This is a genomic window from Bacillus cereus group sp. BfR-BA-01383 (assembly GCF_022663495.1).
GTDB lineage: Bacteria > Bacillota > Bacilli > Bacillales > Bacillaceae_G > Bacillus_A > Bacillus_A cereus_AU.
This window is the reverse complement of record NZ_JAKUFP010000001.1, coordinates 57888-83232: the sequence shown is the minus strand read 5'-3', so window position 1 is coordinate 83232 and position 25345 is coordinate 57888. Positions and strand designations below refer to the sequence as shown.

Genomic DNA, 25345 nt, shown 5'->3' with positions numbered 1-25345 from the left:
AAAATGAATAAAAGAATGTATAATGATAGACAAATAGCGCAAACGTTTTCATAGATTTGGATATTGTTTGCGCTTCTATTAAACTATCGAATGCAAACGTTTTCAAAATCAAGGTACATAGACAATTTAGGGAGGTTTTTTGGGATGAAGAAAGCATTATCATTATTAACGATTTCAGCATTATCAATTGGTATGTTATCTGCATGTGGACCGAAAGATTCAGGGAAAAAAGAGGAAAGTAAAGCGAAGAAAGATTATGATCTTCTCGTTTGGGAAGATGAGAAAAAAGGTGTGGGTCTAGAGCCAGCAGTGAAAAGTTTTGAAAAGAAATATAATGTGAAAGTAAAAGTTGAAGAGGTTCAGATGACGAAACAAATAGAAAAACTTCGTCTCGACGGTCCAGCTGGCACAGGGCCAGATGTTGTAACATTGCCACATGATCATATTGGTAATGCGGTAACAGAAGGGCTACTTTCAGAAGTGAAAGTGGATGATACAGTAAAAAGTAAATTTACAGATTTATCAATAGAAGCACAAACATATAACGGAAAATTATACGGTTTACCAAAAGCAATTGAAACACCAATCTTTATTTATAATAAAAAATTGATGCAAAAAGCACCTGAAACGATGGATGAGCTGTTTAACTTCTCAAAAGACTTTACGAAAGATGGAAAATACGGATTTTTAGCACTAGGAGATAACTTCTACTTCGCTAATGCATTTATGGCAGGTATGGGCGGCTATGTATTTGGTGAGAAAGACGGAAAGCCAAATGCAAATGATATTGGATTAAATAATAGCGGTGCAGTACAAGGTGCTGAATATATTCAAAAATGGTACAAAGAAAAGTTATTCCCGAAAGGTATTATCGGTGAATCTGGTGGTTCAGCTGCAGATGGATTATTTAATGAAGGAAAAGCAGCATCTATTATGAATGGTCCATGGGCATTCCAAGCGATGGAAAAGGCTGGAATTGATTATGGTGTTGCTCCAATGCCAAAATTACCAAATGGTCAACCGATGAAAACATTCGTTGGTGTAAAAGGATGGCATGTAACAAGCTTCTCTAAACAAAATGATTTAGCTACAAAATTTACTGAGTGGGTTACAAATGAAGAAAATGCGAAAATTCGATTTGAGAAAACAAAAGAAATTCCGCCAGTAAAATCAGTAATGGAAGATCCAATGATTAAAGAAAATGAGGCTGCAAAAGCGGTTGCGACTCAATCGGAAAATGGAATTCCGATGCCGAATATTCCAGAAATGCAGGAAGTTTGGAAACCAGCTGGGGATGCGCTTCAATTAGTTGTATCAGATAAAGAAGCACCAAAATCCGCACTTGATAATGCAGTGAAACAAATTAAAGGTAATATTGAGGAAAATCATAGTAAGAAAAAATAAGGTGAAATTCGTGCCTCTAAATATGAGAGGCACGAATTCTCTCCCTTCCAAGTAGGAAGGAAAAAGGGGGGAAGGAACATGCAAACATCTATGGAACCAGCGAAAGAGTTAAACGGTTCAAAGCATAGGAAAATGGCGACCATGTTATCAATCATTCCAGGTATTGGTCAACTATATAATAAACAATTTGTAAAAGGTCTTATTTTTCTAGTATTAACAGGTTCATTTATTGTAGCATTTGCTGATTTGTTAAATATAGGATTATGGGGAATTGTAACGCTTGGTACAGAAGTTCCACGTGACCATTCGGTCTTTCTATTAGTAGAAGGGATTTTGGCACTTATCGTCATAGTATTCGGACTAGGAATATATGCATTTAACTTATATGATGCATACCAAAATGGGAAGAAACGTGATATAGGGACACCATTAAACTCTGTAAAAGAGCAATATCGTAACTTATTAGATCAAGGTTTTCCATATTTAATGGTTTCACCAGGATTCCTATTGCTTATATTTGTTGTTGTATTTCCAATCATTTTTGTTATCTTAATTGGATTTACGAATTATGATTTATATCACTCTCCTCCAGCTAAATTAGTAGATTGGGTGGGCTTTAAAAACTTTATTGATATTTTCACATTATCAATGTGGAGAGATACATTTTTAAGTGTATTTTCTTGGACTGTCATTTGGACGTTCGTTGCAACAACATTACAAGTTGCACTTGGTATTTTTTTAGCGATTATCGTAAATCAGCCTGGTATTAAAGGTAAGGCAATTATTCGAACAATCTTTATTTTACCGTGGGCTGTTCCAGCATTCGTATCTATTCTTGTATTTGCTGGTATGTTTAATGAAACATTTGGAGCAATTAATAACCAAGTATTAGCTTTATTCGGGATTGAAAAGATTGCTTGGATGACAGACCCGTTTTGGGCGAAGATTGCTTTAATTATGATTCAAACGTGGCTTGGTTTCCCGTTCGTCTTTGCAATGACAACAGGTATATTGCAATCGATTCCAGGAGAATTATATGAAGCGGCTACAGTAGATGGAGCAACTGCTTGGCAACAGTTCCGCAAAATTACATTGCCACTTGTTTTATATGCAACAGCACCAATATTAATTACGCAATATACGTTTAACTTTAATAATTTTAGTATTATTTATCTATTTAATAGCGGGGGACCTGCTGTGTCTGGACAAAATGCAGGTGGAACAGATATTTTAATTTCATGGATCTATAAGTTAACGATGACTTCGGCTCAGTACGGCAAAGCAGCAGCTCTTACAATGATTTTATCGTTAATTGTTATTACAGTTGCGTTATGGCAATTTAAGAGAACAAAATCATTCCAAGAAGAGGATATGATGTAAATGAATATTAAACGACAAAAGATGTTACGTCTTTCATTAAGTTATTTAGTTATCTTCATAATGTGTGCGATTATTTTCTATCCATTACTATGGATAATTGGCTCATCGTTTAATCCAGGGGATAGCTTGTCTGGTTCTAGTATTATTCCAAAAAATGCCACGTTAGATCATTATCGCAAGCTACTTGATCTCGATTCAAGTAATTACTTACTTTGGTATAAAAATACTTTAAAAGTTAGTGTAATGACGATGATTTTCTCTGTGTTAGCCATTAGCTTTACTGCTTATGCATTTTCGAGATATCGTTTTGTTGGAAGAAAGAATGGTTTATTAACATTTTTAATTCTGCAAATGATCCCGAATTTTGCAGCGCTAATCGCACTATATATATTAGCTCAGTTAACAGGATTACTTGATACACATCTTGCATTAATTTTAATTTATGTAGGCGGAGCAATTCCGATGAATACATGGCTAATGAAAGGGTATTTTGATACGATTCCGAAAGAGTTGGATGAATCAGCTCGCATGGATGGAGCAGGGCATTTCCGTATTTTCTGGCAAATCATTATGCCGCTTGCAAAACCAATCGTAGCGGTTGTAGCTTTATTCACTTTCATCGGTCCATTTACAGATTTCATTTTAGCGAGTATTATTTTGCGCACACCGGAAAATTATACTTTAGCAGTTGGACTATATGAAATGGTAGCGAAAAAATTTGGTAATGAATTTACGACGTTTGCAGCTGGTTCAGTATTAATTGCAATTCCGATTTCTATTTTATTCTTATCGCTGCAAAAATATTTTGTTTCCGGTTTAACAGCTGGAGGTACGAAAGGATGAAAAATGGGACACTGCGTCCCATTTTTCTTTTCATCTCCCTATAAAAAGCTTTATAGGGAGATGAAAAGGGATTTGACATCACATGTGAAAAGAAGTGAATTAAATAGTATATTATAGTATAGGAAAAAAGAGCTGTATCCCTTACAATACATGAAGAGGGAGAATATGATAAGTTTTGAAAGATAGAATAAATAAATGAAAGTATATGACTTCTCCTATTACTTGCAACAAGTGCAAGATAAAAATATATGAAATATGGCAGAGAAGTGAAAGGAGGGGATTTTTATGACAGTTACAATTAAAGATGTGGCGAAGAAGGCGAACGTAGCACCATCGACAGTTTCACGTGTAATTGCTGATAATCCAAGTATAAGTGAAAAAACAAAGCGCCGTGTTCGGAAAGTAATGAGTGAACTAGGGTATCATCCAAATTTAAATGCAAGAAATCTTGCGAACCAAACAACGAAAACACTTGGTCTTGTTATGCCGAGTTCTGCAAGTAAAGCTTTTCAAAATCCATTTTTCCCGGAAGTTATAAGAGGGATAAGTTCGTTTGCACACGTGGAAGGCTATGCGCTTTATATGTCGACAGGTGAAACGGAAGAAGAAATTTTTAATGGTGTTGTAAAGATGGTACAAGGGCGCCAAATTGGTGGTATTATTCTTTTATATTCAAGAGAGAACGACCGAATCATTCAATATTTGCATAAACAAAATTTCCCATTTGTTTTAATAGGAAAACCATATGATCGAAAAGATGAAATTACATATGTAGATAATGATAATTATACAGCTGCAAGAGAAGTAGCGGAATATTTGATTTCATTAGGCCATAAACAAATCGCGTTCATTGGTGGGGGCTCAGATTTACTTGTAACGAGAGAGCGTTTAGCTGGTATGAGTGACGCTTTAAAATTAGCAGATATTGTATTACCGAAAGAGTATATTTTACATTTTGATTTTTCAAGGGAAAGTGGTCAACAAGCCGTTGAGGAATTAATGGGACTGAAGCAACCGCCGACGGCAATTATGGCAACGGATGATTTAATTGGACTTGGTGTGTTAAGTGCTCTTTCTAAAAAAGGATTCGTTGTACCGAATGATGTTTCTATTGTAAGCTTTAATAATGCTTTATTATCAGAAATTGCGAGTCCTCCGCTTTCGACAGTTGATGTGAATATATATCAGCTAGGATATGAGGCAGCAAAAGCTTTAGTTGATAAAGTAGAGAATGCTGAGTCTACTGCAAAGTGTATCATTATTCCTCATAAATTACTGAAGCGTCAAACTTGCGAGCATTACGCATAAAAAAAGCTAAGAGTTCAACTCTTAGCTTTTTTGTTCTAGAAAGGCTTCTAATCGATCGCAGCCTTCTTTTAAAGTTTCGATACTATACGCATAGGAAAGGCGAAGATACCCTTCACCATATTCAGAAAAGGCTGTCCCAGGAACGACTGCTAGCCCAGCCTCTTTTACAAGATCAAGTGCAAAATCAAATGATGAAGATGTTAAATGCCCAACGTATGGGAATAAGTAAAATGCACCTGTTGGCTTTTCAACTTTTAATCCCATTTGGGTGAGTCTATTATATACGTAATCACGGCGTTTTTTGTATTGGTAGCGCATCATCTTTGGTGCGTCTTTAGCAGCTGTTAATGCTTCGATTGCAGCATATTGAGCGATTGAAGTAGTGCACGTTACATTGTATTGATGAACTTTTAAAATGTGTCCCGCTAAATAGCTTGGTGCGAATAATAGTCCGATACGCCAGCCAGTCATGGAATGAGATTTTGATAAACCGTTAATGACAATAGTTTTTTCACGCATTTCTGGGAAATGAGCGATAGATGTGTGCTTTTCTTCATATACAAGTTCGCTGTAAATTTCATCAGAAAGAACGAAAATATTTTTATCTTTTAAAACATCTACAATATCTTTTAGTTCTTCTTTTGATAAAGTTACACCAGTTGGATTTGAAGGATACGGTAAAACGACGCATCTAGTTTTTTCTGTAATAGCATTTTCCAGTGCTTCAGCTGTTAAACGAAATCCAGTTTCACGAACATCTACAAAGATAGGCGTTGCCCCGCATAATCGAATAATAGGTTCGTACCCTGGATAAATAGGAGCAGGTAAAATTACTTCTGTTCCTGGCTCCAAAATTGTTCGGAATGCAACATCAATTGCTTCGCTAGCACCGATTGTAACGATGGTTTCGTTTTCAGGTGAATAATGTAAATCGTAGTTATCTTTTACAAAATTACAAGCTGCCTTGCGTAATTCTAGTAAACCAGCGTTATGTGTATAGCTTGTATAATTTTCTGTAATGGCCCGTTTTGCCGCTTCTTTTACTAGAGAAGGTGTAGGGAAATCGGGTTGCCCAATTGTTAAAGAGATAAGATTATCATAGTTTTGAATCATATTAGAGAATTGGCGGATTCCAGAAATTTGGATGTCCTTCACTCTAGGGTTAATGAATTGTTCCATTGTATCTCCCTTTCTTCCGTTTGAAAATTAAGTTCATTTTATCATATTTTCTATAATTACGCTTTGTATATGAAATTTAGAAAGAGAGAGCAGAAAAAAAGCCGCTGTAAGCGACTTTTTAATATCCGTATTCCCAATCTATTTCATCTTCGTTCCAAAGTACAGAGGATACTTTGCCAAGCTGAACAACTGATTCGTTCACAGCACATGTGCAATTTTCTTCTCCTGCTTTATGTTGTAACTCCTCATATACTGATTTTTCAACATTTTCTAGAACAACCAAATTTTCTTCTTTTAAAACAAGCGTAGTACCCGCCATATTTATCTTCCTCCTACTAAAGTAATGATCACTTATTTGTAAACATAGATAGTATGGATTATATGCTGTAGTTTGCTATAATTGTCCGTCTAGTGAAGTGTTTTATATTTTCTTTGTAATCCGTATTCATTGTATACTGCACGAAGAAAATTTGGTACAGGGTTTACAATCATTTCGGAAATCTGTAACAATTATTATGGGTTGTTAACAAAAAATTAACAAAAATGTTAAGAAAAATCAAAATTTTAAAACAAAAGAACCTATAAAATGATATAATCATATCAAAATACATATAGGGGATGAGGGGCTATGGAGCTTGTCCGTGATTTATTGATCCAAATTGCCATCATAATTTTACCGCTATTTTTATATGAAGCGATTCGTTTAAATCGCTATCAAGAAATGCCTCCGAAGCCGAATCGCTACTTTATTATGTTTTTATCTAGCGTAACGCTCGTTCTCTCCATGACATACTCTATTTGTTTTGGAAATGCTTGCGGGTATAATTTTCACCCGATTCCAATTGTCAGTGGTTTTTTATATGGTGGGATTGTTGGTTTAATCCCAGCGGTTATTTTTGTTGCATATGAATGGGTACTAAAGGGAATAAGCTTTCTTCCAGTTGTAGAAGTACTATTTCTATTGATAGTTCCATTGTTTTTATCAAAGAAATGGTCTCTTTTTTCAAGGGATAAGAAGCTAATTTTAGCATTTATGATTTCAGCATTTTATGTGCTTGTTTCTTTACTATTAGGCATGATTAATGTTCTATTAGAAACAGGGTTTACACCGTATATTTCGCAAATATATAGCGGATATATATTCGCCTCACTGATTATGGTCATGACAACGGTATTTCAAGTGTATTTAACAGAATATTTAAATGAAAATGCATTGCTGCGTACAGAGATGCAAAAGTCAGAAAAGCTGAATATTGTAAGTGAATTAGCGGCGAGTGTTGCACATGAAGTTCGAAATCCGCTCACTGTTGTTCGTGGATTTATCCAATTGCTAGAAAGTACGGAAGATGTGAAGAATAGGGAGTATATGCGTCTCGTATTAGCTGAATTGGATCGGGCGGAACAAATTATTTCAGATTACTTGAATTTAGCAAGACCACAAATTGAGAAAAAAGAACACATTTGTTTATCCGCTCAATTAATAGAAATGACGACTCTTATGTCATCGTTTGCAGCGATGCAAGGTGTATATTTACAAGTTGAGATCTCTGAGAGCCTGTATACTATCGGTGATAAGACAAAATTGAAGCAAGCGATTATGAATGTTGTTAAAAATGGTATTGAAGCCATTCAAGGAAACAAAGGATATTTAAAAGTAACGGCTATTCAAAAAGATGAAACAATTGTAATAAGAGTTAAAGATAGTGGTGTTGGTATGACGAAAGAACAGTTAGCAAGGCTTGGACAACCGTATTATTCTTTAAAAGAAAAAGGGACAGGATTAGGGCTTATGGTAACATTTAGTATTTTACAAGCGCATAATGGTACACTGGAATATAAAAGTGAAAGTGGAAAAGGCACTGAAGCGATTATTATATTACCAGCTGTAAGAAATAAGGAATAAAAGTTACCGGTTGAAGGTAACTTTTTATTTTATTTTGTTTATTCATTTGTTCTTTCGTGTTTTGTTCGACTAAATAAACTTTTAAATGAATGAAAGAAGCCTTGTTCTTTTGAGGCGGCGACTAATCTTTTTGTTTCTTGAATTTCACGGATAACTTGCATAAGTTGTGTATCACGATTGCTGTCTCTATTATAAATTTGATTTACGAGTTTATTCATTTTCTCTTCTTGCTTGGATTCTCGTTTATACATATGATTCATTAATAAGTCCATCTTTTCTTTTTGTAGTGCATCTGTTTGAGCAGCATGATCAACTAACTCTTGTAGCATTTTTTCTTGTGAGCCTTCTTTTACATAAACTTGTTGCATCAATTCATCTAACTTTTCATCTTTTAAACGATTTTGTGTAATTAGGGTAGAATTTTGATGAATAATTGCTTCATTTAATTGAGCGAGCATTTCAAGTTTTAACATGAACTCCTCAAAGTTCCGTCCATCTTCTTTTTCTTTTGGTTGTATTTCTTGCTTATCTTGAATAATTGGTACAGGTGGGGTCTCTTTTTCTTTTAAAATAATAGGTATCGTTTCTGAAATATCTTCTTGTAATGTAGCAGCTCTTTCATGTATAGATTTCAATATTTTTAAATCATCCAATTTATAAATACGAGCATCAGCAGTTTTTGAAATGATATAACCGTGTTCCTCTAATAGTTGGCTATATTTTCGAACTATATGTTTTGGGATGCCTGTTTTATTTGTAACATCTTTCGTTTTATAAATAGCTTCCATGAGATTTCCTCCCCAAAAAGTATCGTATATATCATTTCAATCTTTTCTGAGGACTTCCTTTGAAAAAGAATGTCGGAAGGTTATTAGTTTTCTACAGCATTAGAGAAATGATGAGGAAAAATGAGTGTTTTTGGCGAAATAGCAAGGCTACGCTACAATAATGTCTGAAAACATATACAAGAGAAGTTTGTTATAATAACTGAGGAAAAGAAACTGGTAGGAACATGGAGGTATACATGAAGCAATTAAAAGGTATTATCATTTCAATTATTGCAATTCTGTCTATTTTAGTAGCGGTCTATGAAGTACTTGTGCCAGAGGAAACAAGTATAAAAAAAACGAATACATATGATCAAGTGCTAGAATTTCCGAAAGAACGTTATCCAGAGACAGGGAAACATATTACGAATGCTATAAAAGAAGGACATTCAGAAGTTTGTACAATCGACCGTGGTGGTGCTGCGGATAGAAGAAAACTGTCGTTAGCGCCATACCCATCAAAAAAAGGGTATGATCGCGATGAATGGCCAATGGCGATGTGTAAAGAGGGCGGCAAAGGAGCACATATTGAATACATAAGTCCAGCAGATAACCGGGGAGCAGGTTCTTGGGTCGGGAATAAGTTAGATAAATACCCAGATGGTACGCGTGTGAAATTTGAAGTGAAATAGTAGTTGCACATTTCATAATGAAGGAGAAGGGAACGATGGAGTTAACAATTTCTTATTCACAATTAATGTTGATGAACTATGACGGTGAACAGCCTTACGTAGACTGGACAGATGAAGATTTTGAAAGAGGTTATGCTAAGGCGGATGGAACTGTTATTTTTGAAGCGCTCTCTGACTATACTTGTGAAGTAAAAGTGATTTGTGGAAAACATATTGAGAAAAAAGAAGCGATTAGAACGGTTACGGTTCCTTTTGTAGTTGAAAATGAATGTATCGTTGTAACGAGTATTCTTTCAAATAAATTTCAAATTGCTATTCCAAATGGTGAATATACAGTTGTATTACAGGCAATTCCTCTTGAAGAGCCAACGGATGATGAATTATATAAAATACAATATGAATTCTTTTTTGAAAGTAACGCATAAAAAAATGGGCTATCCTGAGAAAAGGATAACCCATTTTTTTATGCGTTTGTTTTTAACAGGGAACGAGCATCTTTTGCTGCTTGCACCATGTGTTCTAAAGCGGGAATCACTTCTTCGGTTCTTCTTGTTTTTAAACCGCAGTCAGGATTAATCCAGAAATATTTAGGATCACATACTTGTAAAGATTGTTCTACGATTTCAAACATTTCTTCTTTACTCGGTACACGTGGGCTATGAATATCATATACACCTAGACCGATACCTTTTTCATATGTTGTATGTTTTAGTGTATCGATAAATTCTCCGTGACTTCTTGATGTTTCAATAGAAATCACATCTGCATCTAATGCACGAATTGCATCAACAATATCTTCGAAGTTACTGTAACACATATGCGTATGAATTTGTGTTTCATTTGCTACAGAAGAAGTTGCTAAAAGGAAGGATTGTACTGCCCATGTAATATAAGCGTCCCAATCTTTTTCTTTTAGTGGCATTCCTTCACGAAGCGCTGGCTCATCGACTTGTATTACTCTAATTCCAGACGATTCAAGTAATTCAATTTCATGACGAAGAGCTAATGCAATTTGATATGAAACTTCTTTTCTTGAAATATCATTTCGAACGAAGGACCAATTTAAAATAGTAACAGGTCCTGTTAACATTCCTTTTACAACTTTATCTGTTAGACTTTGTGCATAAACAGTTTCTTTAATAGTCATTCCGTTAATAAAGGCTACATCACCATAAATAACAGGTGGTTTCACACAGCGGGAACCGTATGATTGTACCCAACCGTTTTTAGTGAAGGAGAAACCAGCAAGGCGCTCGCCAAAATATTCGACCATGTCAGTTCTTTCAAATTCACCATGTACAAGAACATCAAGACCAATTTCTTCTTGGTAACGAATCCATTTTTCTGTCTCTTTTTCAATAAATTGCTCGTATTGTTCATTTGAAATAACGCCGTTACGCCATTCTTTTCGCGTTTGACGAACTTCAGTTGTTTGCGGGAAGCTACCGATAGTTGTTGTTGGTAATAATGGTAACTGCAAAGCAACTTGTTGTAATTCGTATCGTTTTTCAAATGGAAGAGGACGTGAAAAATCTTCTTCTTTTAGTGCAGTTCGTGCTGCTTTTACATCTTCGCGGTTACGTGCAGCGGATGAACGAATTGTATGATGTACAGTGCGATATGTTTCCAGCTCTTTACTAATGCTGTCTGTACCTTGAGTCAGAGCAGAATGAATAAGAACTAATTCTTCTAATTTTTGGTTTGCAAATGCTAGTGCATCAAATAGCTCAGTCGATAAGTGGATTTCTTCGGTTTTATCAATTGGTGAATGCAACAAGCTACAAGAAGGCTGAACGATGAAATCTTTTGTTTGGACTTGATTTTGTAACGCTGTAAATAACGTAAGAACTTCATCAAGATCAGCTCTCCAAATGTTACGGCCATCTATACAACCAACTGCTAAAGTTTTATCAGCTGGGAATCCATATTTTGAAATAGCATTTAGGTTACCTTCTTTACCGTGAACGAAATCTAATCCAATACCGGATACAGGGAATGTAATAAGTTCTTCATAGTTTTCTTCGACACTATCAAAATATGTTTGTAAAAGAAGATTCGCGTTTGGAATTTCTTTATGAATGGCTTCATAAAGTTCTTTTGCCTGTTGAATTTCTTCTTTTGTTAAAGAAGCGAAAATCGGTTCATCAACTTGAATGATTTGTGCACCAGCTGCATGTAGTTCTGAAAGAAGTTGTACATAAGGTGCAACTAATTGTTTTAAAATAGTAGCAAATTGATCTTGTTTATATCCTTTTGCTAATTTTAAGAAAGTATATGGGCCTAAAATAACAGGCTTTCCATCTACACCTAATTCTTGTTTTGCTTCTTCATATAAGCGAAGTGGACGATTGTCTTTTAAAGAGATTTGTAATTCCTCTTCATACTCTGGAACTATATAATGATAATTTGTGTTAAACCATTTTGTCATTTCAGATGCAACGTGATCTTTAGAGCCACGTGCCATTGCAAAATATACATCAAGATAAGATGTAAACTCTGAAAAACGTGATGGGATAAATCCTAACATATAAGCAGTATCCAGAACGTGATCATAATATGTAAAATCGCCAATTGGAATGAGCTCAATCCCTTTTTCTTGCTGTACTTTTATGTGTTGAAGGCGAATTTCTTTCATTGTTGTTAAAAATTGTTCTTCATTGATTTTATTGGACCAAAAAGCTTCCAATGTTTTTTTCCACTCTCGTTGTAGCCCAATACGTGGATAACCTAAGTTACTTGTTTGAATTGCCATTTTAAATTCCTCCCTAATTGAAAGTAAGCATTTCCGTTTACTAGGAAATACTTATAACAAAAAGCACAAAGGCATAGAAAATAAGCCTTCCTTTTTGTTTTAACACCTCATCATCATCCGTGAATCTATCAGTGTTGTTAAAATAGGCAGGTCTCCTGACTTATGCTTCATATAATTTCTTTCACCTTCCCGTTTTCACAGTGGCACCAAAAAGAAATCTCGGCATTTACAGTGGCGGGACCGTGTTGGAGTTTCACCAATCTTCCCTTTTAAACACGAAACGAAATGTTCGTGTACCTATTTTCCTTTTGAAAGGAATTTAACAAGCGATATGATATTGAAACAAATTCTAACACAATTTTTAGAATTTTGTCTACTGTTTTAAAATAAGAAAATTCTAAAGTTTTTACTTCTTATTATTTGTATTTTCTGTTTTTTTAAAAGTGAAGAGAGAGTTGCAAAATTGAGATAAAGTGAGGGCTAATCCTATAAAGAAGAGGGATATCTTCTTTATAGGATTAATTTTTATCTATATCAATTTCTGAAAGGCGTCCTGCAACCGCATCTGTAAGGAGAGTGTTTAACCATTGCAATTCAACGGTAATATGTTCAATAACGCTTTGTAAAATATATAGTTGTGCACGCGGGATTTGTCCTTTGCTACAATCGTATATAGTTTGCATTTTATGTAAATATTGAACGGTATCATTTTTCTTTTTTTCTAAGATAGGAACTAACTCTTGATCATTACCAAAATGAGCGAAAGAGAGTGCTGAATAGATTGGTTTATATATTTGGTTTTTTGCTTCGAATTGTTTTAGTAGTAACGTGTGAAATAACTGTTTACCTTCTTCTGTTATATGAAAGATTGTTTTATCTGGTCTATTCGTATCTCGAACAATAGTTGTAATACGAATTGCACCTTGCTTTTCTAATTGCTCGAAGGCGTAGTAAAGTGATCCTTTTGCATATTTAATATAGCAATCCATTTGTCTTTGTTTCATTATGTGCTGCACTTCATATGGATGTTTATCTCCTTCGAGTAGCAAGCCGAGAATGACTAATTTCATGCTCATGCTGTCTCAACTCCTATACATAAAAACTTTATCATGATTGGTGAAGGCTAATAGTCAGTGTGAATAGATAAACCCCACTGATTAAAGGTCTACTTTCTATATATTATAAACGGCATATCCTTTTTCATAAAGGGATATGCCGTTTCTTTTTCCTATACTAACTTACTTGCTTTTGTTTTTGTTTCGTTTTTGGCCCTGTAAAGAGGCGTTCATTTCCCATAAGTAAAATGCAAATAATACTTAACGCAGCCGGGATAAGTGCCCAGAAGAATGTACTGGCAATAGATGTAGCGAGAGCGTCTTTAATACCAGTTAATATTTCAGCTGGTATTTTCTCGGTAGCACCTGGTGATAATAAGAAACTTGTGTCTCCGCCTTTTGGAGCCAATTTTGCTAGTTCGGGAGGGAACACAGTGTTTAGTTTATCCGTAAAGATATGATTTTGAATTGTACCGAAAATCGTTACACCGAGCGTCATACCGAGTGAGCGGAAGAATGAATTTGTTGATGTAGCAGAACCACGGTCTCTCATTTCTAATTTGTGAATAGAAGACATACTTAAAACTGAGAATGAGAAACCAACCCCAAGTCCAGCGAGAATCATAAACAGCGTTACAAGTAGACGAGGTGTGTCCATTGTTAAAGTGCTTAGTAAATAAATACCAAGAACGAAGAAAACGCCAGATACCATCATAATGTTACGATAGCTTGTTCGTGAAGCTAACTGTCCGCCTGTTTGACTTCCAATTACAGAGCCGACCATCATAGGTGTTAAAATTAATCCAGCATTTGAGGCTGAACCGCCGAGAACACCTTGAACGAATATAGGAATATACACTGTACAGATGATAAAAGCGGCACCATAGAAAAAGGCAACTCCTTGGCTAGCGGCGAATAAAGGTTTTTTAAATAGATGGAAAGAAATGATAGGCTCAGTTGCTTTTCGTTCTACGAAGAAGAAAATAATGAGCATAATAACAACAGTTGCAAATAAACCGATAATTACAGTGGAATCCCATGCATATTTTTTGCCACCAAGTTCTAATGCAAACATTAGGCAAACGATACTAACGACAAGTGTAATAGCACCAGCCCAATCAATTTTTTGTTTTCTAAATTCTAGAGATTCGCTGTAGTATTTAGTGATGAAGAAGAAGGAGATAAGCCCTAATGGAATATTAATATAGAAGACCCAGTGCCAACTTATATAATCTGTAATATAAGCACCTAATAAAGGCCCGAATACACTAGATGTTCCGAAAACAGCACCAAATAGTCCAGTCATTTTTCCGCGTGTTTCAGGCGGGAATATATCATACATAATTGTAAATGCGATAGGCATAAGAGCGCCGCCACCAATTCCTTGAATGGCTCTATATATACTTAGTTGCTCAATACTTGAAGCTGTCCCGCAAAGTGCAGAACCGAATAAGAAAAGAATGAGTCCACCAATATAAAAGCGTTTCCGTCCGTACATATCAGAAAGTTTTCCGAAAATAGGCATCCCTGCCATTGTTGCTACCATATATGCCGATGTGACCCAAACAAACTTGTCAAATCCTCCTAAGTCTCCGACAATCGTTGCCATTGCGGTTGCAACGATTGTATTATCCATTGCAGCCATTAAAATACCAAGTAGTAAACCAGCAACAACAAATTTTGTATTGTTGGAGTCTGTTTTTGATAGTTTATTTTCCAAATATTTCCCTCCTTTAATAATAAGTAAACTACATTAAGTTTTGAATGCAGCGCATAAAAATCTAAAGCATAGTTTTATAAGTACACTGACATGCCATAAAGAATATTATAGTCAAATTTGACTAAAAGGCAAACTTTTTCTTTCGCCAAAATTTCCTTTTGTATGGAAAGAAAAAGAGTGAGCAATACTTAATATTGTTATAAAGTCAATGATGGAAATTGTAAAAAAATATTTCAGTAAGAATCTCCTCTGTTAATAGATGAAAAATGGTTTTTTCTTTATATTGTCGAATAGGATAAAAGGAAGAGAAATATTAAATAGTGTTTGTAACAAGCGTTATAAATTTTGGAGTTTATCGTGCAGAGAGGAAGAATAGGTTTGTATGGATGGTACATCTGAAATGAGGTGAATTATATTATGAAAATATGGAAGCGAATTTTGGATCAAGAAAGGTGTTTGATACCGCTACAACCAGTATTGTGGATTGATGGTTCAAAAAAGGAAAAAGAACTTCCTAATGTAGCCGTTACATTACAAATCCGTAGTATGTATAAAGAAAAATTTTCATATGAACTGATCTATGATGTAAACGACATACTTATTATTCAAATTGAAGTTGAAAATAAAGGAATTGAAATGATTTCACGAGTTGTTGTAAGTCATATGATTCGAGATTATTTTGCATATATTCCAAATTCCTTAAAGGTTGATAAGGGGATAAGTGAGTTTCTATTCCAGCTAGTAAGGTGGCGAATCGATAATTTATTACCAAATGAGAAAGTGGAACTAATTTGTAAAATAAAAGCAAATAAAGATAAAGCTCTCAAAAACGCATTATTTCAGGCTACATACACATATCAATATGAAGGAGTATCATATGGCCCACTACAAACAAATGAAGTGGTTGTGCGCCAATGACGAAAAGGAACCTGTGCGAAAGGTTCCTTTTTAATGAAGGTTGTGTTTTTTGAGTGTTTTTTTCTGCTCGATTCCTTTTTTTCCTACATAGTTATTTTTATAGCCAAAATATAGAATAAATAGAAATGAAGCAACATTTACAATAGCGTCAATTTGGTCGTTTGTAATAAAGTTTATTCCGAAAGAGTTAAATAGTAATTTTAATGCTAACAGAAAGCCTGCTAGTAAACGCATAATATCTGATAGGTTTTCTTTTTGTAGCATATAAGTCACTACTTTCTAAAAATGATATATAGTATATATATGAAATAGAATAAAAAAGGTATACAAGCTTAAGCGGAAATGTACATTGAATATGTACATTTTTTATTTTGTAGAAAAACATTATTGTAATAGAAACATATATTAGTATAGAAAGGAGGAGAAGTATGAAACATAAAGGGAAAATTAGTGGATTATTACTTGGGAATACAGTGGCAGTTACAGAATGGATTGCACTTCAGGATGTAATTACAAAATTGGATTCGCGATCATTTTATACCGTCTTTATTATTTATATATTGCAAATGATACTAAGCTATTATTTTGGACATTGGTATGATAAAAGAGCGAGTGCGGATATGAATACGGAAGTAGGAGGAATGGCAAGTAACGATTTTGTTGTTGATTTTTTTGGGAAAGTAGCTGCTTTATCTGAACGAGATTCTCATAATATTACAGTATATATTCTTTCCGTCAAAGGATGGGATGAATTAAAAGATACAGTACAGGAAAAAAAGTTGGAAGTATTAGTACAAAAATTGGAGCGTACCATTGTAAAAACAATTCGAAAAGGTGATGTCGTTACGAAGTGGGATGAAAATAAGTATGTGATTGTAGCGATTGATAATGGTCATGAAAAATCAACAATAACAAACCGATTAATGAAAAATATTGCAAATGAAATAGAAAATGATTTATTAAGTGTGACTCTATTATTTGGAGCGGCTAGTTATCCAGTAGAAGGAAAAGCTTTTGAAGAATTGTTAAGAAAGGCACAAAATCAATTGTACCATTATAGAAATTCACAAGGAAAGGAGTGAAACTTTGATTTAAAGAAGTATGATATAAAGAAGTTTTTATTGTAACATTTTTTTGACTTTTATTACAAAAAAAGTTCCTTTTGTAATAAAAGTCTTTAAAAATATATGAAATAAGCATATAATTATAATGGATGTGTCAATGCATTTTGCACAATGTGTTTCATTTTAAAAGTGTAGAGGAAAGCATGCTCTACACTTTTCCTTTTTAGGAAATGAAAAGAATATTTGTAAGTTGTTGCAAGGTAGCATTTATACTGTGTAAAATGAACAAAGGGATTATTTGATAGAAAACGGGGAAAGGGAATGATAGACGTGAGAGACCAACGATCATCTTTTATCAGGTGAATTATTACTGTTGTTCTTCAAATTATTATGGCTCGGGTGAATTCCGTTGTATTTTAATGTAATACATAGTGTGATTAGCTTTTATAAGTACCAAGTAAAATTTTAAAGTATAAAACTGCTAGATAGCTCAAAGAGAATGACGTAAAACGTAATTTTAGGTAATAAATTTGTACAAGTATTATAAATAATACCAATGATCTTCGTAAAAAAAGATGCGAGTGTGAAGTGTATAGAAAGATTACATAATTTTCATAGGTTTTTTATACGATGGTTGTTTATAAGTAGGAGGAAAAGATGTTGAAATATAGTAAATTAGCAATTGTAACTGCATTATCAATGACTTTACTAGCTGGTTGTTTCGGACCGAAACCAGAAGAGGAATTATATGTTGCGTTTGAAAATGCTGCAAAGCAAGAAAAAACAATGTTTGAAGATGCAAAAAAACTTGAAACTTTAGAGAAAGAAGGACAAGAATTATATAACCAGATTGTTCAGGAAGGAAAAGATAATAACCAGGCTGTTAAGGAAAAGCTGAATCAAGCAGTGAAAAATACAGCTGAAAGAGAAAAAGTGCTTGCAAACGAAAAAGAAGTTTTAAATAAAGCGCAAGAAGAAGTGAAATCAGCTGATAAGTATGTGAAGAAAATTGAAGATAAGAAATTGAAAGATCAAGCGGATAAAGTTAAAAGTACGTATGAGAAACGACACGATTCATTTAACAAGATGTATGACAGCTATAATAAATCTTTAAAACAAGAAAAAGATTTATATACAATGTTACAAGATAAAGATGCAAAATTAAAAGATATTAGTGAAAAAGTAAAAGTAGTAAATCAATCTTATAAGGATATTGAGTCAGAAAAAGATAAATTTAATGAATTCACAAAATCTTATAATACAGAAAAAGTAGCTTTTTATAAACAAGCAAATATTAAAATTAAAGAAGAGAAAAAATAAAACAGTTTGGCCTACGCTAGGCCAAACTGTTTTATTTTTTTGTATAGGTACGGCTATACCATGGAACAGGTTCACTTAATTTTTTTTCTTGTTTCAGTGCTTCAGGACCAATATAATCTTGAAGTGTTTTTTTTGCTACTGTTAAAGATAAGGTTGTTTTCGGATTTCGATAGGAGGATTCAAGGTGACCAAGATGTGGTAGGGTTCGAAAATCTTCTTTCGTAGGAGGAATATGGAAAAAATAATCGCCTAAACGTATAAGAACATCAGATTGTTGTTGGCTAAAACGTGGATTTCTAGAAAAATGTAATCCTTCTTTAATTGCTTTTTTTTCAACAATTAAACGTTCTAAAGCCGTCTTTTTTAACCAGTATAAATACTTAGGATTAGTTGCAGCTTTAGCATGACGATTCACAACGAAAACAGATTGAGCTAGTCGATTAATAGAATGTTGGTTTTGTAATTGAGATTGTGGTTGTGAAGGTTTCATAATGAATCTCCTTTCAATTTTTCATTATTATACCATAAATAAAATAGGTTTTTATTATATGCAAAAAGTGATTGTATATATTTTCAATATTAAAGCAATATTGTTACAAAAAACAACTATTTTGTATAATAGTAATAGAATGTGTTTTAGAAATTTGATAATGAAAGAGTGAGAAGTTTGAAAGAAATATTAAAACAACAATATGCCATTATAGATATTGGATCTAATACAATGCGTTTAGTTATTTATGAAAAGCAAAATGGAGGGTTCTATAAAGAGATTGAAAATACGAAAGTGGTTGCTCGGTTAAGGAATTACTTAATTGATGGTGTGTTGAATGAAGAAGGAATAGAAGTATTGTTACAAACATTATTTCAATTTCAAGAAAGTACACGATTCCATCAGCTGCATCATGTACTTTGTGTTGCAACAGCAACAATTAGACAGTCTGAGAATCAAGAAGAAATTAAAAAGCTTGTTGAAGGACAAACAGACTTTACTCTTAGAGTATTATCAGAATATGAGGAAGCGCGTTACGGCTATTTGGCAGTAATGAATTCTACTTCGTTTTCAGAAGGAATAACAGTAGATATTGGTGGCGGAAGTACGGAAGTTACATATTTTAAAAATAGAGAGATTTTAGAGTACCATAGTTTTCCTTTTGGTGCGCTTTCTTTAAAACAACAATTTATTAAAGGTGCTATTCCTACTAAAGATGAATTAGAGGGACTTCAAGAGTATTTAGAGTGTCAATTTCGAACGTTACCATGGTTGATTGATAAGAAATTGCCTCTTATCGCAATTGGTGGTAGTGCAAGGAACTTAGCGAAAATCCACCAAAATTTAATAAGCTATCCTATAGCAGGATTACATTTATACAAAATGAAAGAAGAAGATATTGAAAATGTAAAAGGTGAATTGGAAAAACTATCATTTATCGAACTTCAGAAAATGGAAGGATTGGCAAAAGATAGAGCTGATACAATTGTTCCAGCGGTTGAAGTATTTCATAAGCTTGTGAATATTATAGAAGCAACGGCATTTGTATTAAGCAGAAAAGGATTAAGAGAAGGTGTTTTCTATGAAGAATTGACGAAAGATTTAGGGATTTCGTATTATCCGAATGTAGTTGAAGAAAGCTTGCATTTATTATCACACGAATACGAAATGGATATGGAATTTGTCATTCAACTTATTAAACATGGAAGATTGATTTGTCAACAGCTTGAAGAAATAGGACTTATTTCTGTTTCAATAAAAGACTGGGAAGCATTCCATCAAGCAGCGAAAGTATTTAATATCGGAAAATATATAGAAGAAGAAGCGAGTCGTTTACACACGTTTTATTTATTGGCGAATAAAACAATTGACGGCATGATGCATAAAGATCGAGTGAGGTTAGCGCTTATTGCATCTTATAAATCAAAAATGCTATTTAAACAACATTTATCTCCATTTGAAGATTGGTTTGATAAAAGCGAACAAAAGAAAATCCGCCTATTAGGAGCTGTGTTACAGTTTTCAGCTGCTTTAAATGTAAGACAAAGATCGCTTGTTGATACGATATCTATAACAGAAAGTGAAGACGGATTAACATTTAGAGTTTTATGTAAACAGTCTGCATTAGCAGAAAAAGTGCAAGCCGAAAAACAAAAAAAACAGCTAGAAAGAGTATTAAAAACGAATATTAATATATCATTTGAATTAAAACATTAAGTTGTACGGATGTCTTTACGAAAAATTCACACTTTGTAATATTGTAATTTGATAAAATAAAAGTAACTAAATTATAGTAAAAAAGTTTCAAGGGAAGTGTGAAGAGAATGGAATTATCGAAGGGGAATATAGTAAATTTAAATGATACAGCTTATTACAATAATCGAGAGTTAAGTTGGCTAGCCTTTAATGAACGTGTACTACAAGAAGCACAAGATGAGAATAACCCGCTTTTGGAAAGATTAAAGTTTATTAGTATTTTTAGTTCAAATTTAGATGAATTCTTTATGGTACGCGTAGCAGGATTGAAAGATCAAGTGAGTGCTGGCTTTAACCAACCAGAAAATAAAGCTGGCTTAACACCAAAAAAGCAATTAAATAAGATTGCGATAAAGGCCCATGAATTAATGACTGTACAATATAACACGTTTAAAAATTATGTGTTGCCAGCGCTTGAGTTAGAGGGGATTGAGCGTTTAACATTCCATGATTTGACGAAAGAGCAGAGAGAATTTATAGAAGAGTATTTTGATGAGCAAATTTTTCCAGTTTTAACTCCTGTAGCAATCGATGCGTATCGTCCATTTCCAATGTTATTAAATAAAAGCTTGAATTTAGCTACTATATTATACGATGAGAAGCAAGCTGAGGAAGAAAACCGTACGAAGTTAGGGATTGTACAAGTACCTTCATTGCTTGAGCGTTTCATATTTTTGCCGAGTGAAGGACAAAAGCATAAATTTATTTTATTAGAAGATATAATTAGTGGTTTTACCCATAAATTATTCACAGGATATAAAGTATCATCTGTTACGCGTTTCCGTATTACACGCAATGCAGATTTAACAATTCACGAAGAAGGTGCGCGCGATTTATTAAAAGTAATTGAAAAAGAATTGAAAAAGCGTAAGTGGGGAGCGGCCGTTCGTTTAGAAATTGGTAAAGAACACATTGACCAAAGAGTACTGGCGTTATTGTATGAGGTGTTGGAAGTAAAAGATGAAGATGTATACATGATGGATGGACCGTTAGATTTAACATGTCTATTCTCTTTATATAAAAAATTAGCACCTTTATATGAGCATCTTGTGTATCCGGCTCTCATTCCTCAACCCCCTCAAGATTTAGATGATGAGGAAGATGTATTTGAAAAAGCACTAGAACATGATATTTTATTACACCATCCCTTTGAGTCATTTCAGCCAGTTGTTGATTTTGTCCGTGATGCGGCAGACGACGCGGATGTACTTGCAATCAAACAAACATTATATCGAGTGAGTGGCGATTCCCCGATTATTCAGGCGTTAAAAGTAGCGGCTGAAAAAGGAAAACAAGTGACGGTATTAGTTGAATTAAAGGCAAGGTTTGACGAGGAGAATAATGTTCATTGGGCTAAAGAGCTAGAACAGGCCGGATGCCACGTTATTTATGGAGTAAGTCACCTGAAAACACATAGTAAAATTACGCTAGTTGTAAGAAGAAAAAACGGAAAAATTGAAAGGTTCGTACATCTTGGGACCGGAAATTATAATGATGCAACAGCGAAGTTATATACTGATTTTGGATATATTACATCAAGAAAAGACTTTGGGGTTGATGCAACAAATTTCTTTAATTATTTGAGTGGTTATACAACAAAACCACATTTTCATCATTTATCGGTTGCTCCATTTGATATAAGAGAGCAATTTATGGACTTAATCGATGAAGAAATCCGTTATCATAGGCAATATGGGAATGGATATATTATTGCTAAGATGAATTCATTAACAGATAAACCATTAATAAAAAAAATGTATGAAGCATCTCAAGCTGGAGTAAAGATAGAGCTCATCGTTCGAGGAACATGTTGTTTACGGCCTGGTATTCCAAATGTAAGTGAAAATATTCGAGTAGTCAGTGTTGTTGGAAGATATTTAGAGCATAGCCGAATTTATTATTTCCATCACAATGGAGATGAGAAAATATATTTATCTTCAGCTGATTTGATGACGCGAAATATGGAAAAGAGAGTGGAAATATCTTTTCCAATTTTAGATATTGAAATGAAAGCAAGAATAAATGCAATTTTACAACTGATTTTAGCTGATAATGTGAAAACGCGTGAACAAAATAAAGACGGTGACTACTATTATATTATTAATGGTATTACAGAAGAAATTGATAGCCAAGTGAAGTTGTTTAAGATGGCGTATCAAAATACAGACACTGAATAATGAGAACAAAGTAAAAAACCTCTTTTAAAAGAGGTTTTTTACTTTGTTCTCTACTTATTATACGTTCTCAAAATAGAAGAATGAGTAGAGAGAATAGTTTTTATTGTAAGCATGTTAATGGGTTGGTCAAGAGAGAGAATAACATTGGTAGAATTGTTGATTAGTAATAGTATGGTTGTTGACAAGGCCCACCATAACAAGGATAAGGTGCTGGCGGTGGGAAAGGTGGCGGATAAGGCGGATAAAACGGTCTAGGACCGAAAGCTAGTGCTCCACCGAGCAATCCACCAGCAATGCCAGCTAGAAATGGAACTCCAAAAAATGGAAATAATCGTGAGTCGCCTACTGGGCCAATAGGTGCTGAACGAACTGGGATTGGTTGATAATATGGATACATGAACAAACCTCCTTTATTGGACTCACTTTTATCATATGGTAAACGAAACATGGATGAGCGCGTACAAGAAAGGATATGTAAGAAAATAGGCGAATTGCTACGAATGTTGTAGTGTAAAGATCGTAATTTCAGGTTTTGACATAAATCGAAACGGAACGCGGGTTCTACCTAAACCTCGATTAACATAGAGAGTTAAATCTTGGATTGTATAGAAGCCCTCGATGTAGTGTTCTGCAAGCGACGGGGTAATAATAGCGCCTAAAAAAGGAATTTTTACTTGTCCGCCGTGGCTATGACCGGAAAGTTGCAAGTTGATTGGATATGTTGCGATTTGTGGCGCGATATCTGGCTCGTGAACAAGAACAATGTTATAAATATTTTTCTGTGCATGCTGCAATGTTTTCTCTATTTTTGGTTTGCCTAGTAGTATATCATCAAGCCCGAAAATAGAAATTTCATTACTATCCAGTAAACGAATTCGTTTTTCTTTATTTTGTAATAGTTCAAATCCAGATTCACGCATGATGTGATCATAGTATTCAGTTCCATACCCGCCGTGATCGTGGTTACCATAAATAGCAAATTTACCGAAGGGTGCTTTTATATTTTTTAAAATAGCTGCAACGAAAGGAGTGTCAGTATACGTTTGGTAATTATCAATGAGATCACCAGTAAAAAGGACAATATCTGGTTTTTCAGTATTAATCTTAGAAACGATTTGAGATAAATGCTGGAGTGAAAAATAGTATCCGAGATGTAAATCGCTAAACTGAAGAATTTTCATGCCATGAAAACCTTTTGGTATGAGCTGTGATTTTAGTGTGTGTTGTGTAAAAGAGAGCCAATGGGGCTCTATATATTTAGCATAATAGTAGCCAATGCTAGCGCTTATAAATGAATATAGACAAGTACGCATTCCAGTTTTTAAAAAATTCCTTCTAGTAATTTGCTTCATAAAAGTATGAGTATACCCTATTTGACGTATATAAAATGTATATGTTACGTATTCAGGTTACTCAACTCTCCTTTCAGTTTTATTTAAAATATATTTTACGTAATAAAAAGTAGTATAGGTTACGAAAAAAAATGAACGGAAAGAAACCTCTTTACGTTAAAATATCAGAAAACTTTAAAAATATAAAGATTTCTATCAAATAAAGTGATAAAATGAATGTGTATTCATTTTTGGGAGGGGATGTATGTGAAAGAGAAGGTAGTTATTATAACAGGTGGATCAAGTGGGATGGGAAAAGGAATGGCAACTCGTTTTGCAAAAGAAGGGGCACGAGTTGTTATTACAGGACGTACAAAAGAAAAATTGGAAGAGACAAAGTTAGAAATTGAACAGTTTCCAGGGCAAGTATTACCAGTACAAATGGATGTGCGAAATACCGATGATATTCAGAAAATGATTGAACATATTGATGAGAAATTTGGACGAATTGATATTCTAATTAATAATGCGGCTGGAAATTTTATTTGTCCAGCAGAGGATTTATCTGTGAATGGCTGGAATGCAGTCATTAATATTGTATTAAATGGTACATTTTATTGTAGCCAAGCTGTCGGAAAGTATTGGATTGAGAAAGGTATAAAAGGAAATATCATTAATATGGTGGCAACATATGCATGGGATGCGGGTCCAGGAGTTATTCATTCAGCTGCAGCGAAGGCTGGAGTATTAGCTATGACTAAAACGCTTGCCGTTGAATGGGGGCGTAAATATGGGATAAGAGTTAATGCCATCGCACCAGGACCAATTGAACGCACGGGCGGTGCTGATAAATTGTGGATTTCAGAAGAAATGGCTAAGCGTACACTACAAAGTGTTCCACTTGGAAGGCTGGGTACGCCAGAAGAAATCGCGGGTCTAGCTTATTATTTATGTTCAGATGAAGCTGCGTACATAAATGGAACTTGTATGACAATGGATGGAGGACAACATTTGCATCAATATCCATTTTAAAAGGGATGAGAAAATGAATGTTTAATTCATTTTTTTATGGTAAAATGTGACGGATTTGTGACATATGAAAGAAAGGTATTTACAAGTGGTCATATATACGTTATATTTAAGACCTCTTTTTTCTTCATAGTAGAATTGCTAATTCCCCTTAGCATTTTACCCCTCTAATCCCTTCAGGAAAACTGAAGGGATTTTTTATTATTTTTCCGTAAATATCGTGTTATAATTTTTGAAAAGTAAAGGGAGGGAAGCACA

General features: G+C 34.1%; 23 protein-coding genes and 1 riboswitch. Of the genes, 13 read left to right on the top strand and 10 right to left on the bottom strand.

Annotated elements, in window-relative coordinates; translation table 11 throughout:
* The first annotated feature begins 144 nt into the window (after nt 1-144).
* The 4 genes from MR065_RS00455 (at nt 145) to malR (ending at nt 4935) form a co-directional block, all read left to right on the top strand.
* Complete coding sequence (locus MR065_RS00455) at nt 145-1404, top strand: extracellular solute-binding protein (RefSeq protein ID WP_242212084.1); 1260 nt, start codon at nt 145-147, stop codon at nt 1402-1404.
* 78 nt (nt 1405-1482) lie between these two features.
* Nucleotides 1483-2784, top strand: a complete 1302-nt coding sequence (malC, locus tag MR065_RS00450) for a maltosaccharide ABC transporter permease MalC (RefSeq protein ID WP_242212082.1) — start codon at nt 1483-1485, stop codon at nt 2782-2784.
* Nucleotides 2785-3627, top strand: a complete 843-nt coding sequence (gene malD, locus MR065_RS00445; RefSeq protein ID WP_001022600.1) for a maltosaccharide ABC transporter permease MalD — start codon at nt 2785-2787, stop codon at nt 3625-3627.
* Between the two features lie 285 nt (nt 3628-3912).
* Entirely contained in the window at nt 3913-4935 is a 1023-nt protein-coding gene (gene malR / locus MR065_RS00440; protein WP_097904506.1) for a maltose operon transcriptional repressor MalR, read from the top strand.
* A gap of 21 nt (nt 4936-4956) precedes the next feature.
* Here the strand turns inward: malR and MR065_RS00435 are convergent, their stop codons facing one another.
* Together MR065_RS00435 and MR065_RS00430 are read right to left on the bottom strand one after the other, a co-directional pair.
* Entirely contained in the window at nt 4957-6114 is a 1158-nt protein-coding gene (locus MR065_RS00435) for an aminotransferase A (RefSeq protein WP_242212081.1), read from the bottom strand.
* A 118-nt stretch (nt 6115-6232) separates the two neighbouring features.
* Nucleotides 6233-6433 carry a hypothetical protein gene (locus MR065_RS00430; protein WP_098267941.1) on the bottom strand — a complete coding sequence of 67 codons (201 nt, stop codon included), beginning with the start codon at nt 6431-6433 and terminating at the stop codon, nt 6233-6235.
* Between the two features lie 309 nt (nt 6434-6742).
* On the opposite strand from MR065_RS00430, the gene kinB reads away from it, so the two are divergent.
* Nucleotides 6743-8017, top strand: coding sequence for a sporulation sensor histidine kinase KinB (gene kinB, locus MR065_RS00425; RefSeq protein WP_242212079.1), 1275 nt, complete (start codon nt 6743-6745; stop codon nt 8015-8017).
* Nucleotides 8018-8055: 38 nt separating this feature from the next.
* On the opposite strand, the gene MR065_RS00420 is transcribed toward kinB, so the two are convergent.
* On the bottom strand, nt 8056-8805 hold the full coding sequence (locus tag MR065_RS00420) for a DUF3967 domain-containing protein (RefSeq protein ID WP_242212078.1): 750 nt from the start codon (nt 8803-8805) through the stop codon (nt 8056-8058).
* Between the two features lie 236 nt (nt 8806-9041).
* On the opposite strand from MR065_RS00420, the gene nucA reads away from it, so the two are divergent.
* Nucleotides 9042-9476 (top strand): DNA-entry nuclease, encoded by a 435-nt coding sequence (gene nucA / locus MR065_RS00415; RefSeq protein ID WP_097904500.1) that lies wholly within the window; start codon nt 9042-9044, stop codon nt 9474-9476.
* A 35-nt stretch (nt 9477-9511) separates the two neighbouring features.
* A complete protein-coding gene (locus MR065_RS00410) occupies nt 9512-9901 on the top strand; it encodes a competence protein ComJ (RefSeq protein ID WP_242212077.1) in 390 nt (129 codons plus the stop codon).
* A 38-nt stretch (nt 9902-9939) separates the two neighbouring features.
* Here MR065_RS00410 and metE read toward each other — a convergent pair whose 3' ends face one another.
* From metE to MR065_RS00395, 3 genes are all read right to left on the bottom strand, one after another.
* Nucleotides 9940-12228 carry a 5-methyltetrahydropteroyltriglutamate--homocysteine S-methyltransferase gene (metE, locus tag MR065_RS00405; protein ID WP_242212076.1) on the bottom strand — a complete coding sequence of 763 codons (2289 nt, stop codon included), beginning with the start codon at nt 12226-12228 and terminating at the stop codon, nt 9940-9942.
* Nucleotides 12229-12356: 128 nt separating this feature from the next.
* A riboswitch (cobalamin riboswitch) is annotated at nt 12357-12544 on the bottom strand.
* 202 nt (nt 12545-12746) lie between these two features.
* On the bottom strand, nt 12747-13304 hold the full coding sequence (locus MR065_RS00400) for a PadR family transcriptional regulator (RefSeq protein ID WP_242212075.1): 558 nt from the start codon (nt 13302-13304) through the stop codon (nt 12747-12749).
* 157 nt (nt 13305-13461) lie between these two features.
* Complete coding sequence (locus MR065_RS00395) at nt 13462-15003, bottom strand: MDR family MFS transporter (RefSeq protein WP_242212074.1); 1542 nt, start codon at nt 15001-15003, stop codon at nt 13462-13464.
* Nucleotides 15004-15420: 417 nt separating this feature from the next.
* Between MR065_RS00395 and MR065_RS00390 the strand changes: the two genes are divergently transcribed.
* The gene (locus tag MR065_RS00390; RefSeq protein WP_242212073.1) at nt 15421-15921 is read left to right on the top strand and encodes a hypothetical protein; all 501 of its coding nucleotides are present in this window, start codon (nt 15421-15423) and stop codon (nt 15919-15921) included.
* 30 nt (nt 15922-15951) lie between these two features.
* Here MR065_RS00390 and MR065_RS00385 read toward each other — a convergent pair whose 3' ends face one another.
* Complete coding sequence (locus MR065_RS00385) at nt 15952-16185, bottom strand: SPP1 phage holin family protein (RefSeq protein WP_242212072.1); 234 nt, start codon at nt 16183-16185, stop codon at nt 15952-15954.
* Nucleotides 16186-16349: 164 nt separating this feature from the next.
* Here MR065_RS00385 and MR065_RS00380 point away from each other — a divergent pair, with 164 nt between their 5' ends.
* Both MR065_RS00380 and MR065_RS00375 read left to right on the top strand, forming a co-directional pair.
* On the top strand, nt 16350-17003 hold the full coding sequence (locus tag MR065_RS00380; RefSeq protein WP_242212070.1) for a diguanylate cyclase domain-containing protein: 654 nt from the start codon (nt 16350-16352) through the stop codon (nt 17001-17003).
* Nucleotides 17004-17642: 639 nt separating this feature from the next.
* Nucleotides 17643-18305 carry a YkyA family protein gene (locus MR065_RS00375; RefSeq protein WP_242212068.1) on the top strand — a complete coding sequence of 221 codons (663 nt, stop codon included), beginning with the start codon at nt 17643-17645 and terminating at the stop codon, nt 18303-18305.
* Between the two features lie 31 nt (nt 18306-18336).
* On the opposite strand, the gene MR065_RS00370 is transcribed toward MR065_RS00375, so the two are convergent.
* On the bottom strand, nt 18337-18795 hold the full coding sequence (locus MR065_RS00370) for a YkyB family protein (protein ID WP_097904492.1): 459 nt from the start codon (nt 18793-18795) through the stop codon (nt 18337-18339).
* 177 nt (nt 18796-18972) lie between these two features.
* On the opposite strand from MR065_RS00370, the gene MR065_RS00365 reads away from it, so the two are divergent.
* Both MR065_RS00365 and MR065_RS00360 read left to right on the top strand, forming a co-directional pair.
* Nucleotides 18973-20511, top strand: coding sequence for a Ppx/GppA family phosphatase (locus MR065_RS00365; protein ID WP_242212066.1), 1539 nt, complete (start codon nt 18973-18975; stop codon nt 20509-20511).
* Nucleotides 20512-20618: 107 nt separating this feature from the next.
* Entirely contained in the window at nt 20619-22727 is a 2109-nt protein-coding gene (locus MR065_RS00360; protein WP_242212065.1) for a polyphosphate kinase, read from the top strand.
* A 160-nt stretch (nt 22728-22887) separates the two neighbouring features.
* Here the strand turns inward: MR065_RS00360 and MR065_RS00355 are convergent, their stop codons facing one another.
* Nucleotides 22888-23124, bottom strand: coding sequence for a hypothetical protein (locus MR065_RS00355; protein ID WP_242212063.1), 237 nt, complete (start codon nt 23122-23124; stop codon nt 22888-22890).
* Nucleotides 23125-23221: 97 nt separating this feature from the next.
* Nucleotides 23222-24079 (bottom strand): metallophosphoesterase, encoded by an 858-nt coding sequence (locus MR065_RS00350; protein WP_242212062.1) that lies wholly within the window; start codon nt 24077-24079, stop codon nt 23222-23224.
* Nucleotides 24080-24325: 246 nt separating this feature from the next.
* Here MR065_RS00350 and fadH point away from each other — a divergent pair, with 246 nt between their 5' ends.
* Nucleotides 24326-25090, top strand: coding sequence for a 2,4-dienoyl-CoA reductase (gene fadH / locus MR065_RS00345; protein ID WP_097904487.1), 765 nt, complete (start codon nt 24326-24328; stop codon nt 25088-25090).
* Nucleotides 25091-25345: the final 255 nt, after the last annotated feature.

Excerpts from the sequence above, each read along its gene's own strand:
- MR065_RS00455 (WP_242212084.1), top strand. The coding sequence starts at position 145 with ATGAAGAAAGCATTATCATTATTAACGATTTCAGCATTATCAATTGGT.
- malC (WP_242212082.1), top strand. The coding sequence starts at position 1,483 with ATGCAAACATCTATGGAACCAGCGAAAGAGTTAAACGGTTCAAAGCAT.
- malD (WP_001022600.1), top strand. The coding sequence starts at position 2,785 with ATGAATATTAAACGACAAAAGATGTTACGTCTTTCATTAAGTTATTTA.
- malR (WP_097904506.1), top strand. The coding sequence starts at position 3,913 with ATGACAGTTACAATTAAAGATGTGGCGAAGAAGGCGAACGTAGCACCA.
- MR065_RS00435 (WP_242212081.1), bottom strand. The coding sequence starts at position 6,114 with ATGGAACAATTCATTAACCCTAGAGTGAAGGACATCCAAATTTCTGGA.
- MR065_RS00430 (WP_098267941.1), bottom strand. The coding sequence starts at position 6,433 with ATGGCGGGTACTACGCTTGTTTTAAAAGAAGAAAATTTGGTTGTTCTA.
- kinB (WP_242212079.1), top strand. The coding sequence starts at position 6,743 with ATGGAGCTTGTCCGTGATTTATTGATCCAAATTGCCATCATAATTTTA.
- MR065_RS00420 (WP_242212078.1), bottom strand. The coding sequence starts at position 8,805 with ATGGAAGCTATTTATAAAACGAAAGATGTTACAAATAAAACAGGCATC.
- nucA (WP_097904500.1), top strand. The coding sequence starts at position 9,042 with ATGAAGCAATTAAAAGGTATTATCATTTCAATTATTGCAATTCTGTCT.
- MR065_RS00410 (WP_242212077.1), top strand. The coding sequence starts at position 9,512 with ATGGAGTTAACAATTTCTTATTCACAATTAATGTTGATGAACTATGAC.
- metE (WP_242212076.1), bottom strand. The coding sequence starts at position 12,228 with ATGGCAATTCAAACAAGTAACTTAGGTTATCCACGTATTGGGCTACAA.
- MR065_RS00400 (WP_242212075.1), bottom strand. The coding sequence starts at position 13,304 with ATGAGCATGAAATTAGTCATTCTCGGCTTGCTACTCGAAGGAGATAAA.
- MR065_RS00390 (WP_242212073.1), top strand. The coding sequence starts at position 15,421 with ATGAAAATATGGAAGCGAATTTTGGATCAAGAAAGGTGTTTGATACCG.
- MR065_RS00385 (WP_242212072.1), bottom strand. The coding sequence starts at position 16,185 with ATGCTACAAAAAGAAAACCTATCAGATATTATGCGTTTACTAGCAGGC.
- MR065_RS00380 (WP_242212070.1), top strand. The coding sequence starts at position 16,350 with ATGAAACATAAAGGGAAAATTAGTGGATTATTACTTGGGAATACAGTG.
- MR065_RS00375 (WP_242212068.1), top strand. The coding sequence starts at position 17,643 with ATGTTGAAATATAGTAAATTAGCAATTGTAACTGCATTATCAATGACT.
- MR065_RS00370 (WP_097904492.1), bottom strand. The coding sequence starts at position 18,795 with ATGAAACCTTCACAACCACAATCTCAATTACAAAACCAACATTCTATT.
- MR065_RS00360 (WP_242212065.1), top strand. The coding sequence starts at position 20,619 with ATGGAATTATCGAAGGGGAATATAGTAAATTTAAATGATACAGCTTAT.
- MR065_RS00355 (WP_242212063.1), bottom strand. The coding sequence starts at position 23,124 with ATGTATCCATATTATCAACCAATCCCAGTTCGTTCAGCACCTATTGGC.
- MR065_RS00350 (WP_242212062.1), bottom strand. The coding sequence starts at position 24,079 with ATGAAGCAAATTACTAGAAGGAATTTTTTAAAAACTGGAATGCGTACT.